The sequence below is a fragment of the Rhodopseudomonas sp. P1 genome, assembly GCF_039642825.1.
Lineage (GTDB): Bacteria > Pseudomonadota > Alphaproteobacteria > Rhizobiales > Xanthobacteraceae > Rhodopseudomonas > Rhodopseudomonas palustris_H.
In genome coordinates this window covers 5172526-5188757 of the sequence record NZ_CP088006.1, presented here as the reverse complement: position 1 = coordinate 5188757, position 16232 = coordinate 5172526, and the positions used below count along the sequence as shown (strand labels likewise).

Sequence of the window (16232 nt, the reverse complement as noted above, 5' to 3'; positions counted from 1 at the left end):
CGCGGCGCCGCAGGCGTGAACTGGTAAGCACTTGACGCAAACGCCACTCCACCGACGCAACCACCCGCGGCAAGCCCGCTGTTGGTCGCGACTTTAGGATAGGATGGTAAACGCCGGGTTTCCGGCGGCGTCCGCGGCTTTAGGTGTTGAGGAACTCGCTGGCCTTGTACAGCGACCGGAACGGCAGCCCGGCTTCGGCGAAGGCTTCGGTGGCGCCTTCCTCGCGGTCCACCATGGTCAGCACCAGCACGATCTCGGCGCCGGATTCTTTCACGGCTTCGACCGCCTTGATGGCCGAACCGCCGGTGGTGGTGACGTCCTCGACGATGACGCAGCGTTTGCCGGCCAGGCTCTCGCCCTTCGCCAGGCCTTCGACCGACAGCCGCGCGCCGTGCTCCTTCGGCTTCTTGCGCACGAAGAACGCCGCGATCGGATGGTTCTTCAGCCACGACAGCTGCGCGATCGCGCCGGCCAGCGGCACCGCGCCCATCTCCAGCCCGCCGACATAGTCGACCTTCTCGTCGCGCAGCGCCTCGTAGGTCAATTCGGCCAGCAGCGCCGCGCCCTCGGGATCGAGCATCGTCGGCTTCAGGTTGAAATAGAAGTCGCTCTTGCGCCCCGACGCGAGCGTGATCTCCCCCCGGCCGAACGAACGGGTGCGGATGATGTCGGCAAGGCGGGCGCGGGACGCGGATTTGGACACGGGCGGACTCTCTGGGCTTTGGCTCTGCGAAAAACGCCGCAATCTAGCCCCGAGACCGCGCCGATGCCAGCGGCGCGGTGGAGGTATTAACCGCCGGACGCCTCACCTGCGCGGCATTCTGGATCGCAGCCGCCCCACCAAGCACAGCGCGCTCCCTCTCCCGCCCGCGGGAGAGGGTTGGGGTGAGGGCGCCCCGAGCAGTGCGTCCGCGTATTGTGGAGAGGAGTGCCCTCACCCGCCGCGCTTCGCGCGTCGACCTCTCCCGCAAGCGGGCGAGGTTGGGCAGTGCCCGCTGCGGATCAGTATTTCCCGACGAGCTACGGGTACAGCGCGCTCCCTCTCCCGCAAGCGAGACCTCTGCAAAACCTGACTGTTCTATCCAGATGTGATTCACTTGCGCTTAGTCGGAGGTGAACGGGATGGCGCAGGACAGTTTCATTGAGGCTTTGCTGCCGGCGGGCTTTGGGCGCAACGAGCGGCTGGAGCGCATTTCGGGCCTGCTCGATTGGGGCCGTCTTGCCGTCCTGATCCGGAAGGTGCGGCCGGGCGAGACCGGTCGGCCGCCCTACGAGCCGCTGACAATGTTCAAAGCCTTGTTGCTGCAGCAGTGGTACGGACTGTCCGACCCCGGTCTCGAAGAGGCCCTGCTCGACCGAGTTTCGTTCCGGCGCTTCTGCGGGTTCGCGCTGGATGCGCAGACACCCGACGAGACGACGCTTTGCCGGTTTCGCAATGCCTTGCAGCAGGCCGGCCTGGGAGACGCCCTGTTTCAGGAAGTTCTCCGGCAGCTCGAAGCGGCTGGATATGTCTTGAGGACAGGGACTTTGATCGACGCAACCCTGGTTCAAAGTTCAGGGCGGACGCCTGCCTCGGGATCGACCCCGCGCGAGGTCGAGAGCCGCTCGTCACACGATCCGGAAGCCAACTGGACAAGGCAGGGCCCCAAGCGCCAGCTGTTCTTCGGCTACAAGGCGCACATCGCAATCGATCAGGGATCGGGGCTGATCCGGGCCCGCAAACTGACCGGGGCGAAGACGTATGAGAGCCAAGTCGCCGACGATCTCGTCCTCGGCGACGAGAAGGCGGTCTATGCCGACAAGGCCTACGAGAAGCGTGCGCGCCGCCAAGCCCTCAAAGCTCGTGGCATCAAGGATCGCATCCAGCATCGTCGCAACAAACACCAGAAGACGCTGCCGCGATGGCAGGCCGTACGCAACAAGCTGATCGGGCGCGTGAGGCAGGCGATCGAACGGACCTTCTCGCAACTCAAAGGCCGCTACGGCTTCACCCGCATGCGCTACGCCGGCATCACCGCCAACGCATTCCACCTCGATCTAATCTCGATCGCCTACAACCTGCGAACCGCAGCCGCCATCCGCTGACCAATCTCCGGCCACGGCGGCCGAAACCGCCGCTCGCAGCCAAATCGCATCACGCCATCACCCCTCCAGCTGCCAACTCGCCAAATCAACAAGTTTCGCAGAGGTCTCGCTTGCGGGAGAGGGTTGGGGTGAGGGCGCTCCGAGCAGTGAGTTCGCGTGTTGTGGAGAGGAGTGCCCTCACCCGGATCGCTGCGCGATCCGACCTCTCCCGCAAGCGGGAGAGGTTACTCGGTGCCCGCTGCGGATCAGTGTTTCCCAACGAACGGCTGGTACTAATGCGCTTCGTCCCAATTATCCGCCGCCCGCGCATCGACCTGCAGCGGGACGTTGAGGATCACCGCCGGGAACGGCGCGTCCTGCATCACGCTGCGCACGACCGGGAGCGTCGCTTCGACCTCGGCTTCCGGCACTTCGAAGATCAGTTCGTCGTGGACCTGCAGCAGCATCTGGGCGCTGAGCTTCTTTTCGGCCAGCGCCTCCTCCATCCGCACCATGGCGCGGCGGATGATATCGGCGGCGGAGCCCTGTAGCCGGGCGTTGATCGCGGCGCGTTCGTTGAAGGCGCGGATCGACGGATTCGAGGCCTTGATGTCCGGGTAGTGGCATTTGCGGCCGAACAGCGTGGTGACGTAACCATGCGTGCGGCAGAAGTCGCGGGTCTCGTCCATATAGGCGCGGATGCCGGGGAAGCGTTCGAAGTAGCGCTTGATGTAGGCGCCGGCTTCCTCGCGCGGGATGCCGAGCTGATTGGCGAGGCCGAACGCCGAGATGCCGTAGATGATGCCGAAGTTGATCGCTTTGGCGCGACGGCGGATCTCCGACGGCATGCCTTCGACCGGGACGCCGAACATCTCCGACGCCGTCATGGCGTGAATGTCGATGCCGTCCTGGAACGCCTTGCGCAGCGCCGGGACGTCGGCGACTTCGGACAAGAGCCGCAGCTCGATCTGCGAGTAGTCCGCCGACACCAGCTTGTTGCCCGGTGTCGCCACGAAGGCGCGGCGGATTTTTCGCCCGTCCTCGGTGCGCACCGGGATGTTCTGCAGGTTCGGCTCGTTCGACGACAGCCGGCCCGTCGTCGTCGCGGCGAGCGCGTAGGTAGTGTGGACACGATGGGTCTGCGGATGCACGTAAGTCGGCAGCGCATCGGTGTAGGTCGAGCGCAGCTTGCTGACCTGCCGCCACTCCAGAATCTTCTTAGGGAATTCATGGCCCTGCTCGGCGAGTTCGTCCAGCACCTGTGCCGAAGTCGACCACGCGCCGGTCTTGGTCTTGCTGCCGCCCGGCAGGCCCATCTTGCCGAACAGGATATCGCCGAGCTGCTTCGGGCTGCCGATGTTGATGTCCTCGCCGGCGAGCTCGCGGATCTCGGCCTCGATCCGCGCCGCGGTCTGGGCGAAGTCGGACGACAGCCGCGACAGCACCTGCCGGTCGATCGAGATGCCGCGCCGCTCCATCCGCGCCAGCACGCCGACCAGCGGACGTTCCAGCGTCTCATACACCGCGGTCATGCCGCCTGCGACGAGGCGCGGCTTCAGCACGCGCGCCAGCCGCAACGCTACGTCGGCGCGCTCGGCCGCATAGGCGGTGGCGCGGTCGATTCCGACCTGATCGAAGCCGATCTTGTTTTTGCCGGTGCCGGTCAGCTCGGTCAGCGTGTGCAGCGTATGGCCGAGATTGCTCTCGGACAGCGCGTCGAGCCCATGGCTGCCGCGGCCGGCATCGAGCGCGTAGGACATCAGTTGCGGATCGTCGATGTTGCGCAAGGTCAGGCCATGCTGCGCCAGCAGCACTGCGGCAAACTTGATCGCGAAGCCGACCTTGGCGATTCCTGCGGATTCGAGGACCGGTTGCAGCGCATCGAGCGCGTCGCGGGTGCCGAGCTGATCGGGCGCGAGGCCGGCGGCGAACAGGCCGTCGCCATCGCCGGCCTGCTTGTGGCCGAGCGGGATGTAGCAGGCGTCGTTCGGGCCGAGCGCCAGCGCAACGCCGGTCAGCTCCGCCTGCATCGGATCGATCGAGGTCGCGACCGCTTCCAGCGCCACCACGCCGGTGTCGCGGATGCGGGAGATGACAGCGTGCAGCTCGTCCAGCGTGCGCAGCGTTTTGTAGGCGGTGCGGTCGACCGGGATCTTGCGGGCGGCTTCCGCCCGCGCGGCCACCAGCGCCTCCGGCGACAGCACGACGCCGGGCTTGCCGTCGCGGCCGCGTCCGGCATTGAGTGGCCCCGAGGCCGGCGCGCTCCCTCTCCCGCTTGCGGGAGAGGGCTGGGGTGAGGGCTCTTGCCCCGCAAACAAATCGTCGCTCGCGGCAACGCCTTTTGCCAGCGGCGGCACCGCCGACTTGAGCGCCGTCTCTGCCTCGACATCCGACGGATCGATCTGCGCATACTCCGCAACGCGCCGCGTCAGCGTGGTGAATTCCATCGCCTTGAGGAACGCCACCAGTTTTCGCGCGTCGGGCTCGTGCACCGCCAGCTCTTCCAGCGGCACCTCTAACCTCACATGGTCGTCGAGCAGCACCAGCTTGCGCGAGATCCGCGCTTTCTCGGCATTCTCGATCAGCGCTTCGCGCCGCTTCGGCTGCTTGATCTCAGGTGCGCGGGCGAGCAGGGTTTCGAGGTCGCCATATTCATTGATCAGCTGCGCCGCGGTCTTGATGCCGATGCCCGGCACGCCCGGCACGTTGTCGACGCTGTCGCCGGCCAGCGCCTGGACCTCGACGACCTTATTGGGCGGCACGCCGAATTTCTCGATCACCTCGGGCACGCCAATGCGGCGGTCCTTCATGGTGTCGTACATCACCACGCAGTCGGTCACGAGCTGCATCAGGTCCTTGTCGGACGACACGATCGTCGCCGTGGCCCCAGCCTCGCAGGCCTCGCGCACGTAAGTGGCGATCAGGTCGTCGGCCTCGAAACCGGACTGTTCCAGGCACGGCAGATCGAACGCCCGCACCGCCTCGCGGATCAGGCCGAATTGCGGGATCAGATCCTCCGGCGCCGGCGGCCGGTGCGCCTTGTATTCGGGGTAGAGCTCGTTGCGGAAGGTGACTTCCGACTTGTCGAAGATGATCGCCAGATGCGTCGGCCGATTCTCCGGCGGCATGTCGCGGAGCAGCTTCCACAGCATGTTGCAGAAACCGAGCACGGCATTGACCTGCAGCCCGTCCGATTTGCGGTTCAGCGGCGGCAGCGCGTGATAGGCGCGGAAAATGTAGGACGAGCCGTCGACCAGGAACACATGGTCGCCCTTGCCGGGCGGCTTGACGCCGGCCGGGGCAGGGGGCGTGGCGGAGGAAGCGGCAGGCGTCGCAGCGGCGGACTTGGTCGTTTTCGGCATGGCCGCAACTTAAGGCGTCCGGAGGCGTTTGGCACCCCTTCGTGGGGGAGCCGGGGTAAATTTCAACCCGAGGAATCGACCGACCAGCGCCTGTTTGAGCAGCCGACCGATTTTCATCGAGGCTTTGACATGGAAGAATTCGTAGCCCGCACATTGACGGTCAACGCGAAAGAAGGCTGCCAGACACTTACTGTCCGGATCTTTCGGCCCATGGTTGCACAGGTCTCCTGGGAGTGCCCGTGGCAGATCGAGTGGCCCGATCGAACGCGCACGAACTCGGGTCATGGCGTCGACAGCGTGCAAGCCGTCTTGCACGCCATGCAGATGGTCGGCTCAGAGCTCTATACGTCCGAAGAACATCGCTCAGGACATCTGACTTGGAAAGAGGGATACAGCGGATACGGCTTCCCCGTCCCGGCTCGCATCCGTGACCTGTTACTTCGCGACGATGCGAGGTTTTTGTAGGGGCGGGCGAGTAGCTCGGCCGAGTGGATCGGCGATGATCCGTGCCATCTAATAATCACTCTCTCGCCGCCCTGGCGAGGAGCGAAACGACGAAGCAATCCAGGGCCGATGAGAGACTGGATTGCTTCGCTGAGCGTGTGCCCGGACGGCGCGGGGCGCCGGTCCGGATGGTCGTGACGATCGGCTGCGACTTCGCGCTTACGCGAAGCCGTGCTTCTTCTTGCTCTCCAGTTCCTGCGTCTTGAAGGCGTTGAAGCGGGGCAGGAACTTGTCCCAGTCGATGATGTGGGCGTCGATTTCGGGGCCGTCGATGCAGGCGTGCTTGCGGACCATCTTGCCGTCGATGGTCACCGGCACCATGCAGGCGCCGCACATGCCCGTGGCATCCACCATGATCGAGTTGAGGCTCGCCACGGTCTTGACGCCGTAGGGTTTGGTGAGGTCGCTGACCGCCCGCATCATCAGCGGCGGGCCGATCGCCACCACCTCGGCGATGCTGCGGCCTTTGCCTTCCTGGTTGGCCTTCATCATCTCCTCGAGCGGGCCGGTGACGAAGCCTTTGACGCCGTAGGAGCCGTCGTTGGTGGTGTAGATCAGCGACAGCTGGTCGCCGAACTCCTGCTTGAGCTTGCCGACGCGCTCGTCGTCGCCGGTCCAGAACAGGAACTCCTTGGCGCGGAAGCCTGAGATCAGCGTCACGTGGTTGCCGAGCCGCAGGTGCTCGCGCATGATCGGATACACCGGCGGCAGGCCGACGCCGCCGGCGCAGAACACCACGGTCTGGTTGCCCTCGTAGCGGTGCAGTTCCGAGGCGCGGCCGAGCGGACCGGCGATGCCGGAGAACGCATCGCCGATCGCCATCCGGTTGATCTCCAGCGACGAAGTGCCCATGCCCTGCACGACGAGGTCGATGGTGCCTTTCTCGGCGTCCCAATCGGCCAGCGTCAGCGGGATCAGTTCGCCCTTCTCCCACGGCAGCACGCGGACGAATTGTCCGGCCTGGGCCGAGCGCGCCACCATCGGGGCCCGCACGGTGAACTCGACGATGCCGCCGGCCAGCGGCACCTTGTTGACGATGGTCTGCGCCACCTGGCCGAGTTCGGTGTACTTCGCGGCGCGTTCGACGCGGTCCTTGATCTCGGCCGGCGTGAACGGAATCTCGCCGACGATCTCGCGCGCCGCCGCCTGGCCGTCGCCGGCCGCGCGGATCGCGGTGGAGCCGCCGCGGGCGGCGTCGCCGCCGGTGTAGACGTCCTTGATCGAGGTCCGCTGCGAGCCTTCTTCGACCTCGATGGTGCCCCATTTGTTGGTCTTCAGGCCCGGCTCGGCGTCCTTCATGATCGGGTTGGCGGTGTTGCCCAGCGCCATGATCACGAGGTCGACCGGCACCCGCTCGATCTGTCCGGTCGGCTTCGGGCTGCGGCGGCCGGACTTGTCCGGTTCGCCGAGCTCGTTGACGTCGAGCAGCGCGTGGGTGACGAAGTGGGTGTGGTCGTCGCCGATGAATTCGCGCGGCGCGCGCAGCACCGCGAGATTGATCTCCTCTTCCAGCGCGTGATGCAGCTCCTCGACGCGGGCCGGCATCTCGCTCTTGGTGCGGCGATACACGATGGTGACGTTGCCGCCGAGCCGCTTGGCGGTGCGCGCCGCGTCCATCGCGGTGTTGCCGCCGCCGATCACGAACACGTTCTTGCCCTTCACCTCGGGCAGCGGCGTCTCGTAGCGGTCGTCCAGGCCGCGCATCAGGTTGACGCGGGTCAGGAACTCGTTGGCCGACATCACGCCGAGCAGATGCTCGCCCGGCACGTTCATGAAGGTCGGCAGGCCCGCGCCGGTGCCGACGAAGATCTTCCAGAAGCCCTCGGCCTTGAGGTCTTCGAGCGTCGCGGTCTTGCCGACCACGAAATTCTTCACGAAACGGCCGCCGAGCAGGATGATCTTTTCGACGACGTCGTCGATCAGCGTGTTGGGCAGGCGGAATTCCGGAATGCCGTAGCGCAGCACGCCGCCGAGGTCGTGGAACGCCTCGAAGATCGTGACCGGGAAGCCTTCGACCGCCAGCAAGTACGCGTTGATCAGACCCGACGGACCGGAGCCGACCACCGCGATCGGCGGCTTCACCGCCGCGGCCCACGGCGAGATCCGGCCGGCGAACCGCTCATTGGCGTTCGGATTGGTGAGCTTCTGATGCTCGGGCAGATACCATTCGAGCTGGCCGATTTCGATCGGCCGCTTGGTATGGGTGCAGACGCCCTGGCACTGCAGTTCCTGCGGGCAGACGCGGCCGGTGACGTTCGGCAGCGGGTTGCAGCTTTCGATCAGCTCCAAGGCTTCGCGATGCTTGCCGTTGCCGAGCAGGTCCAGCATCTCGGGGATGTGGATCTTCACCGGGCAGCCGCCCTTGGCTTCCTTCCGGCCCTGGATCAGCACGCCGAGCTCGCACGGCTTGTCGTCGCACTGCTTGTCGCGCATCACCTCTAACCAGACGAACAGCTCGCACTCTCGCAGCGAGTAGCCGATCGACTGGTAGCCGAGATAGCCCTGGTTCACGAGTTCGAAGTCGATCGCGCGCTCTTCGGCCGGACGGATGTAGGGCGGGATGAACGCTTCGCCCGGCCAGCCTTCCGACAGGTTCTCGAACATCGGGTAGCGACCGCGCAGGTGCACGTCGATCGCCTTGATGAACTTGCGCTTGAACTTCAGCGGCAGCGCCCAGATGAAGCGCTGCAGGATCGTCGACATGTCGTCGCCGCGGGCGAGCAGATTCCACAGCGTGGTGGTGAAGGCTTCACCGAGCTCCGGCTGCTGGAATTCCCAGATGATCGCCTGGGTGCCGTCCGCGATGAACATGTTGCGCAGCGACGCCGGGTCGTTGACCAGGCGCTTCTGCAAGAGCGCGAGCTGCTTCTGGAAGATGCCGACAGCTTCGCTGTTCTGCAGCTCTTCCAGCTCGCTCTTGGAGCTTTCCAGCGTGCTGCGCGCCTGCTGGTAGCGCAGCACGTCGCTGGAGACCGTTCCGGTGATGTCGCTCATCGAATGATCTCCGCATCGCAGTTGGCCGCTGCGCGGCTCAGTTTGGCCGACAGTTCAGGCGTGACCTTGAGCTTGCTGAACACGCCCGGGATGACGTGGGCGACGTCCTTCGGGGCGCCGTCGACGACGATCTTGGTGAGTTCGAACACTTCCGGCACGTCCTGGTAGCAGCTCTTGCAGTTGGTGCACTTGCCGAGGTCCGCATCGTCGATGTGGATCGGCTCGGCGCCGTTGCCGTTCGCCTGCTTGGCGCCGTTGGTCTGCGCCGCCGCGGCGGCCGGGGCGGGCGCCAGCCCGGCCATCAGGCCGGCGAGCCCACCGGCGGCCGGCGCGTTCGAAGAGGCCGCCAGCTCGCTCATGCCGCGCGCGATCTGATCGAGCGAGCTTTCGCGGGCCTTGACCTGTTCGTCGTACTGGTGCTGCAGCGCCGCCAGTTCGGCGCTATGCGCTTCGTCGAGCGCACGGACGTCGAAGCCGCCGAGATATTGCAGCGTGCGCCAGTACTTCCGCCGCTCTTCCACCAGCGCCACCACGGTCTCGCCGACCGACAGCTTGATCAGCTTCTTGTCGGCATCGGTGGCGTAGATGAACGGCGTCTTGCCGGCCCGCGCCGCCGGGTCGAGCGCGACATATTCGTCGATCGGCAGCGCGTCCGCATCCTTCTTCAGCGGCTTGAACTGCTTGCGGAAGCGGACTTCGGTGTGGGCGAAGTCGGCCGGCGTCAGCTTGGCCTTCAGAAGCTGCGGCTTGCCGTTCTCATCGACGTACTCGATCGTCTTGGTGGCCCAGTCCTGGTCGGCCTCGGGGTTGCCGTCGAGCGAGAACCAGTTGTTGAGCTTGCTGCCCTTGCGCGGGTCGTGGACGAACACCGGATTCATCCGGCTTTCGATTGCAAGACGCGCCTGGCGGTTGGCGACGGCGTCGCCGATGCCATGCTCGGCCTGGCACGGCGTATAGACGTCGAGCACCGCCGGCGACGAGGTGTGGTTCAGGAACTCCATCACGTTCTTCAGGAAGTGGCCCTGCAGCGCGGTCGCGGTCTGCACCACGAACACGTTGGGATGGAACGAGGCGATCAGGCCGAGTTCCTTGCGGGATTCCTGCTTGCCGTGCTGGGCGATGCCGAACCGCGACAGGTCGCTGTCCTGGCCGGTGAGGCTCGCCGTCGAGGTCTGGCCGCCGGTGTTGGAATAGGCGCCGGTGTTCAGCACCACGACCTTGATCGGGGTCTTGGTGGCGAGCAGACGCGACAGCGCGCCGAAGCCGATGTCGTAGGTGGCGCCGTCGCCGCCCATGCTCAGCACGGTCGGCAGCATCGAGCGCTCTTCCGGCGTGAATTCGCTCCAGCCGAAGTAGCGGAAGTAGCCGTCGTGCTTGGCCGCATCATAGGCGTCGGCCAGTTCGAGCTTGGCGACGCGCAGCGCTCGGAAGTCCTCCGAGGCCTTGGCGGTGAGACCTTCGAAGATGCCCTTCGCGACGGCAGGGGTGTCCTGGAACAGGCTGTTCACCCACGGATCGGTGTAGGGGTTGAACGGGAAGGTCGACGCATAGACGCTCGAGCAGCCGGTGGCGTTGGCGATCACCATGCCGGACGGGCCGTTGCCGGTCGGGCCGCTCTCATAGAGATACAGCCGCTTCTCCAGCGTCTTCAGGGTCTGGTCGATCCGGGCGGCGCGCGCCTCGTCGCCGGCCACCAGCGCCCGCTTGGCATTGAGCTGGTCGATCAGGGTTTCCAGCTCGCGGATGTGATCTTTGCGGCGCTTGTCGTGGATCGCGTGGTTGGTCGAGGTGACCAGACGGATCGCGGTGACTTCGCCGCAGCCGCGGCAGGCGCCGTGGCCGCCGGTGGTCGCGTAGTAGTTGGCGCGATCCAGCATCAGGCGCTTGGTCTCGCCTTCCGGCTTGGTCGCGCTCTCGGTGAATCGCGCCGGGGTGTTCGGAGTGCGGCTGAGGAATTCGAACCGCGCCTGGAGCTGCTCCAGCATCGGCTCGTCCTGCTCACGATCGACCAGCGCGCCGGGGCCGCAGACGTCGATACATTCGAGACAGCCCGAGCACTTCCACGGGTCGACGCTCACCGAATACAGGCCGCCGGTGCCCGGCTGGCTCTTCTCCATTGCGTCGAAGAACGGCCGGGTGCGGGCCACCGGATACACCGACAGCGCCGCCGCCAGCTTGCCGAAGTTGCGGTTCAGCGTGGCGTTGTCGAGCTTCAGCGCTTCGGCTGCCTGCGCCACGATGTCGTGGAACGGCTTGTCGTCCTTAGCCTGGCGATACACGTCACGGATCGCCTCGGTCAGCGCCGGCACCTTCTCGCGCAAGCTGTCCTGCTGGGCGGGCGCGATGTCGAGCTGCTTGATCGCGGTCAGCAGCAGTTCGTGGATGTCGTGCACCGCGTTCGGGATCGCGGCATCCGGGCAGACCAGCGCGCATTCCATACAGCCGGTGCAGAGGTCGGCCTTGAACTCCGGCACGTTGCGGCGGAACAGGCCCTTGTCCTTGGCGGCGGCGGAGCCGGCCGGCATGAACATGCCGATGCCCGGCAGCACCGGCGCTTCGGCGATGGTGCCGTCGCGGAACGGCGCGGCGAGCACGTCGTCGTAGTACTCCGGATCGAGGAAGCCCGCGGCCGAAGCCGGCGCCGCGACGCGGCACATCGAGGCCGAGATCGAGGCGTCGCGCTTGGCCTTCGGGGCGGCCTTGATGGCGTCCTCGCCGAATTCGGCGGCGTCGTAATCGACCTTGTGGGTGGCCTCGAGACCCTCGCGGATCACCGCCATGTTGCCCTCGACGATGTCGCCGCCCTTGGCGCCGAACTTCTTCGAGATCTGCTGGCGGATCTTGTTGAGCATCGCGTCCTGCGAGGCGTCGGCGACCACGCGGTCGACGTTGCCGCACACCGCGCCGATGAAGGCGATGCCCATCATGCGGGTTTCGAGTTCGGCGGTCGGCGCGTGGCGCTTGGCCACCGCGAAGGCGTCGATCACGTAGAACTTGATCTTCTTGTCGCGGATGGTCTGGCGCGCCTTGGCCGGCAGATCACGCCACACTTCGAGCGGCGACAGGTTGGTCTGCAGGATGAAGGTGCCGCCCGCCACCAGGCCGCGCAGCGGGTTGGTGTGCACGAACACCTTGTGGTCCGGCGAGATCACGATCTCGACGTCTTCCAGCTCGGCGTTGGTGATCTTCACCGGCTCCGGCGACAGCGTGATGTAGTAGTTGGTCGGCGCGCCGCTCTTTTCCGAGCCGTATTTCGGCGCCGACTTCGAATGCATGTCGAGCGCGCCGGCCAGGATGTCGGTGAGCAGCTTGCCGGACGCGATGGTGCCGTAGCCGCCGATCGAGTGGAAGCGGATGCGGAACGCGGAGGGCGGCAGCAGGTTCGGGTTCTGCCCCGTCGGCAACGCCATGAACTGGGTTTCCGGATACGCCGCCTTCAGCCGGTTCTGCAGCGCTTCCATCCGCGGCGACGGGTTCTCGGTGAAGAACTTGGTGCCGAGATACACGAACGGCGCCGAGTCCTGCTTCTCCATATTGGCGTAGCAGGCGATCAGGTCGCGCGGCTGCAGATCGTGGCCGCCGAGGCCGAAGATCGCGGTGGTGATTTTCGGCAGCTTGGTCAGCGCCGGGATGCCGGCGTGACGCACGCCGGCGTCGCCGTTCTCGCGGGCCTTGCAGAGCGCCTGGGTGACGAGCTGGGTCAGCGCGGTGACTTCCGAACGCTCCAGCACGGTGACGGCGGTCTTGCCCTTCAGCGCTTCGACCAGTTCGGCTTCCGGGAACGGCTGCAGCATCTTGACCGACACCACGCCGACCTTCTTGCCCTGCGAGCGCAGATAAGCCGCGACCGCTTCGGCGTCGTCGGTGACCGAACCGAGGCCGACCACGACGTGCTCGGCGTCGTCGCACATATAGGTCATCACCGGCTTGTATTCGCGGCCGGTCAGCGCGGCGTATTCGGCCATCGCTTCGGTGACGAAGCGCGGCACCGAATTGGCGAAGTGCGTGCGGTGGTCGACCGCGCCGGCTTGGAAGTCCGGCTGGTTCTGCACGCCGCCGGTCAGGCCCGGATTGTCGATGTCGACCAGCGCCGGCACCAGCTGGCGGGTGCCCTTCTCGGGCGCGTTGATCCACTGCCGCTTCCACTGGCCGCGCAGCTCTTCCGGCACGTAAGCGAGGGTCTCGACCACGATGGTACCGGCGTTATCGGTCTCGATCGTGTCGGCGTTGTCGTCGAGGAATTTCCTGAGCGAGGCGAGGTCGGTCGGCATGAAGTCGGCTTCGTGCCGCAGCAGATACTGCTTGAGCTGGAACACGCGGCCCTTGGCACCGAACAGCATCTCCTGCGCCACGGTCGGGCACTTGATGCGGCCAGCCGGGTCGCCGAGGAATTCGCGCAGCAGGTCCGGCTCCGGCATCAGCGCTTCGGACAGCATGTGCGAGGTCGCAAAGCCGTCCATCGCGTTGGCGACCGGGATCAGCGACATCGCGGCGACCTTATAAGAGATCGCGGCGAGGTCGGCGGCTTCCTGCGGATTGGAGCCGAACAGAATCGTGTAGCCCGACGACAGCAGCGCATAGACGTCGTCATGGCCGGCCATCACGTTCAGCGAGTGCTTCGACACCACGCGCGCGGCGACCTGCAGCACGAAACCGCCGACCTTCTTGCCGACGGTGACGTAGTGCGACTCCAGGCCGTACAGGATGCCCTGGGACGACGAAGCGTTGGAGATGAACTTGCCGCCGGTCAGCGCCGCGCCGAGCGCGCCGGACTGCGCCGAGTGTTCGCCTTCCGGTTCGAAGAAGAACGGATGCTTGCCCCAGACGTTGCAGCCGCCGGACGAGCGGAACGCCTCATAGATTTCCGAGATCTCGGTCGAAGGCGTGATCGGGTAGCCGATGACGCCGCCGCAGACATGCCCCATCACCTGCGCCACCGCGCCATTGCCGTGGATCACTGAGGGAATGCCAGGATATTTTGCGTTCATGGGGTCCGTCCGTTTTTGCGTGTCTGCGTTGGATCGGCGGAGCGAACCCGCCGTGTTGCGTGGGGCCATCTCAGGGGAAAGGTGTATCGATGCCGGGCGGCTGCTGAGCAGCGGCCGGGCAGAACCTCCTCGTGGCCTTGTGATTGACTGCTCGCGAGGTATCAGGGCCTCGCTGGCAGAGATGTTGCGTTGTGTGCGGTGCAGTAGCACGCAGGGGAAACCCCTGATTTGACGCGCATCAAAGCGCAAAAAATATGGATCAGGGAGCAATAAAATTACGCATCGCCCAAACAACAGGCGGTGCTAGTTGCGTTTGCATCCGCTCCTCGGTCGCATCTTTTCCATTGGTCCAAAAGCAGAATTTCTGCTGGCGCGGGATCGTTATATACTGTCATATATGACGATGGCGGAGCGCAGGGGTATCTGCCCGCCGCTCGTGCTCTCTCGACAGAGGAGCGCCGCCAAGCCGCGGCGATGGGCCGATGACCTTCGACTCCCAATGCGATCTGGCTGCTCTGGTCTATGAACGCGGCGAGGACCCGGATCGGGTGCTGAGCGAATTCGCCGCCGACCTCAATTCACAAGGATACCGCGCCGTCGGCCTGGTGCAGGTCGGGCCGCGCGGTGACGAGACCCGCGGGCTGTCCGCCAGGCTGGTGCATTCCGGCGAGCAGATTTCGCTGTATCAGGATCTCGGCCCGATGGCCGAGGGCTGCCGGCTCGATCCGAGCCGCCTGCTCGATGCCGGCGCGCGGGTCGCGTGCGCCCTGGCGCAGGGCGCGGACCTTTTGATCATCAATCGGTTCGGCCAGCAGGAGAGCGAAGGCAAAGGCTTGCTGCACCTGATCGTCGAGGCGCTCAGCGCCGACGTCCCGCTGGTGATTGCGGTGCCGAGCCATCGCTTCGACGCCTGGATCAAATTCGCCGACGGCATGAGCGTCCGGCTGAAATGCGAGCGGCGCGCGCTCGATCAATGGTGGGGCAAGCTGCATGGCCGCAGCTTCCGCCGTCCCGCCCACCCTCACGTCAGCATCTGCGAGGCACTGAAGTAATGGGTGGGCGCGACCTGTTGTCGCTTGAATCGATCGCGACCGGCTTAGTCGACGGCGACCAGCACGTCCGAAGCCTTGATCACGGCCATCGCCGGCTGGCCCTTGGCGAGCTTCAGTTCTTCGGCGGATTCGTTGGTGATCGAAGCAGTTACGATCGCTCCGCCGCCGATGTCGATGCGTACATGCGAGGTAGTCGCACCTTTGATGACGTCGACAATGGTGCCCTTGAGCTGATTGCGGGCGCTGATTTTCATGGCTGTGGTCTCCTTCGTTGAGGTTGGCCGGATCGGGTTTACCGTTATATAGTTCCTGCACATGACGACCAGTCCGACCAAATGACGAGGCTGCCTGGATGTCCATAGAGGCAACCGTCACACTGAAAACAAAGGAGATTTCCGGGGTCGGCCGCGACCGCATCCGGTTGCTCCAGGCGGTGGCGCGCGAAGGCAGCATTACCGCCGGCGCCAAGGCGGCGGGCCTCAGCTACAAGGCCGCCTGGGATGCGCTCGACGCGATGACCAACTTGTTTGGTCGGCCGCTGTTGGAGACCCGCACCGGCGGCAAGGCCGGCGGCGGTGCGCAACTGACCCCGACGGGCGTCAAGGTGATCGAAGCTTTCGGCCGGCTCGAGGCCGAGATGGCGCGGGTGTTCCGCAACCTCGAGCCCGAACTCGCCGGCAGCGGCATCACCCCGATCAATCTCGTCTCCGGATTCTTCATGAAGACCAGTGCCCGCAACGCCCTTCGCGGTGTCATCACGGACATCAAGGCCGATACGCTCAGCGCCGAAGTCGCCGTGACGGTGTCGCCCGAGACCACGATCTACGCGCTGCTGACCGCCGAGAGCGTGCGCAGCCTCGGTCTCGTGGTCGGTCGTGAGGCGATCGTGCTGATCAAGGCGCCATTCGTGATGATCGCGCCGGGCCATCAGCCGCCGCTGGTCTCGGCGCGCAATTGCGTGCGCGGCATCGTGCGCCGCGCCGACATCTCGGCCGTCAACGCCGAGATCGTGCTCGATATCGGCGGCGACAAGACGCTGGCGGCCTCGGTCACGGCGCGCAGCGCCGAAGACCTCAAGCTGGCCCCCGGTGATCCGGCCTGCGCGGTGTTCGACGCCGCTCACGTCATCGTCGCGATCGACTGACGCGATGCACCGACCATGTTCGTCCCGATCTCATCATTCCGAGCGGAGCGACATCATCCCAAACGAGGCTTGATCACCAAACGAGGCTTTGGCCGCTTCGCACCGTTCGCCTTGTCGCCATCAC

The 16232-nt window shown here is 65.6% G+C and carries 9 protein-coding genes; 4 read left to right on the top strand and 5 right to left on the bottom strand.

Translation table 11 applies throughout. The features are described 5' to 3' along the window. Positions 1-139: 139 nt before the first annotated feature. Positions 140-703 carry an orotate phosphoribosyltransferase gene (pyrE, locus tag LRC39_RS23975; protein WP_013504533.1) on the bottom strand — a complete coding sequence of 188 codons (564 nt, stop codon included), beginning with the start codon at positions 701-703 and terminating at the stop codon, positions 140-142. Positions 704-1122: 419 nt separating this feature from the next. On the opposite strand from pyrE, the gene LRC39_RS23970 reads away from it, so the two are divergent. Beyond that, positions 1123-2085: an IS5 family transposase gene (locus tag LRC39_RS23970; protein ID WP_264074900.1), complete on the top strand. Its 963-nt coding sequence runs from the start codon at positions 1123-1125 to the stop codon at positions 2083-2085. 272 nt (positions 2086-2357) lie between these two features. Here the strand turns inward: LRC39_RS23970 and polA are convergent, their stop codons facing one another. Further along, on the bottom strand, positions 2358-5426 hold the full coding sequence (gene polA, locus LRC39_RS23965) for a DNA polymerase I (RefSeq protein ID WP_346295886.1): 3069 nt from the start codon (positions 5424-5426) through the stop codon (positions 2358-2360). 129 nt (positions 5427-5555) lie between these two features. Between polA and LRC39_RS23960 the strand changes: the two genes are divergently transcribed. Further along, the gene (locus LRC39_RS23960; protein ID WP_346295885.1) at positions 5556-5891 is read left to right on the top strand and encodes a DUF6968 family protein; all 336 of its coding nucleotides are present in this window, start codon (positions 5556-5558) and stop codon (positions 5889-5891) included. Between the two features lie 198 nt (positions 5892-6089). Here the strand turns inward: LRC39_RS23960 and LRC39_RS23955 are convergent, their stop codons facing one another. After that, a complete protein-coding gene (locus LRC39_RS23955; protein ID WP_346295884.1) occupies positions 6090-8924 on the bottom strand; it encodes a sulfide/dihydroorotate dehydrogenase-like FAD/NAD-binding protein in 2835 nt (944 codons plus the stop codon). Then, positions 8921-13912 carry a 2-oxoacid:acceptor oxidoreductase family protein gene (locus tag LRC39_RS23950; RefSeq protein ID WP_346295883.1) on the bottom strand — a complete coding sequence of 1664 codons (4992 nt, stop codon included), beginning with the start codon at positions 13910-13912 and terminating at the stop codon, positions 8921-8923. The genes LRC39_RS23955 and LRC39_RS23950 overlap by 4 nt, the downstream gene beginning before the upstream one ends. Positions 13913-14394: 482 nt before the next feature. Here LRC39_RS23950 and LRC39_RS23945 point away from each other — a divergent pair, with 482 nt between their 5' ends. Further along, on the top strand, positions 14395-14964 hold the full coding sequence (locus tag LRC39_RS23945; protein ID WP_346295882.1) for a DUF2478 domain-containing protein: 570 nt from the start codon (positions 14395-14397) through the stop codon (positions 14962-14964). A 44-nt stretch (positions 14965-15008) separates the two neighbouring features. Here LRC39_RS23945 and LRC39_RS23940 read toward each other — a convergent pair whose 3' ends face one another. Further along, on the bottom strand, positions 15009-15218 hold the full coding sequence (locus tag LRC39_RS23940) for a TOBE domain-containing protein (RefSeq protein ID WP_110786639.1): 210 nt from the start codon (positions 15216-15218) through the stop codon (positions 15009-15011). Between the two features lie 98 nt (positions 15219-15316). On the opposite strand from LRC39_RS23940, the gene LRC39_RS23935 reads away from it, so the two are divergent. Continuing rightward, positions 15317-16108: a TOBE domain-containing protein gene (locus LRC39_RS23935; RefSeq protein ID WP_264074877.1), complete on the top strand. Its 792-nt coding sequence runs from the start codon at positions 15317-15319 to the stop codon at positions 16106-16108. Positions 16109-16232 lie beyond the last annotated feature (124 nt).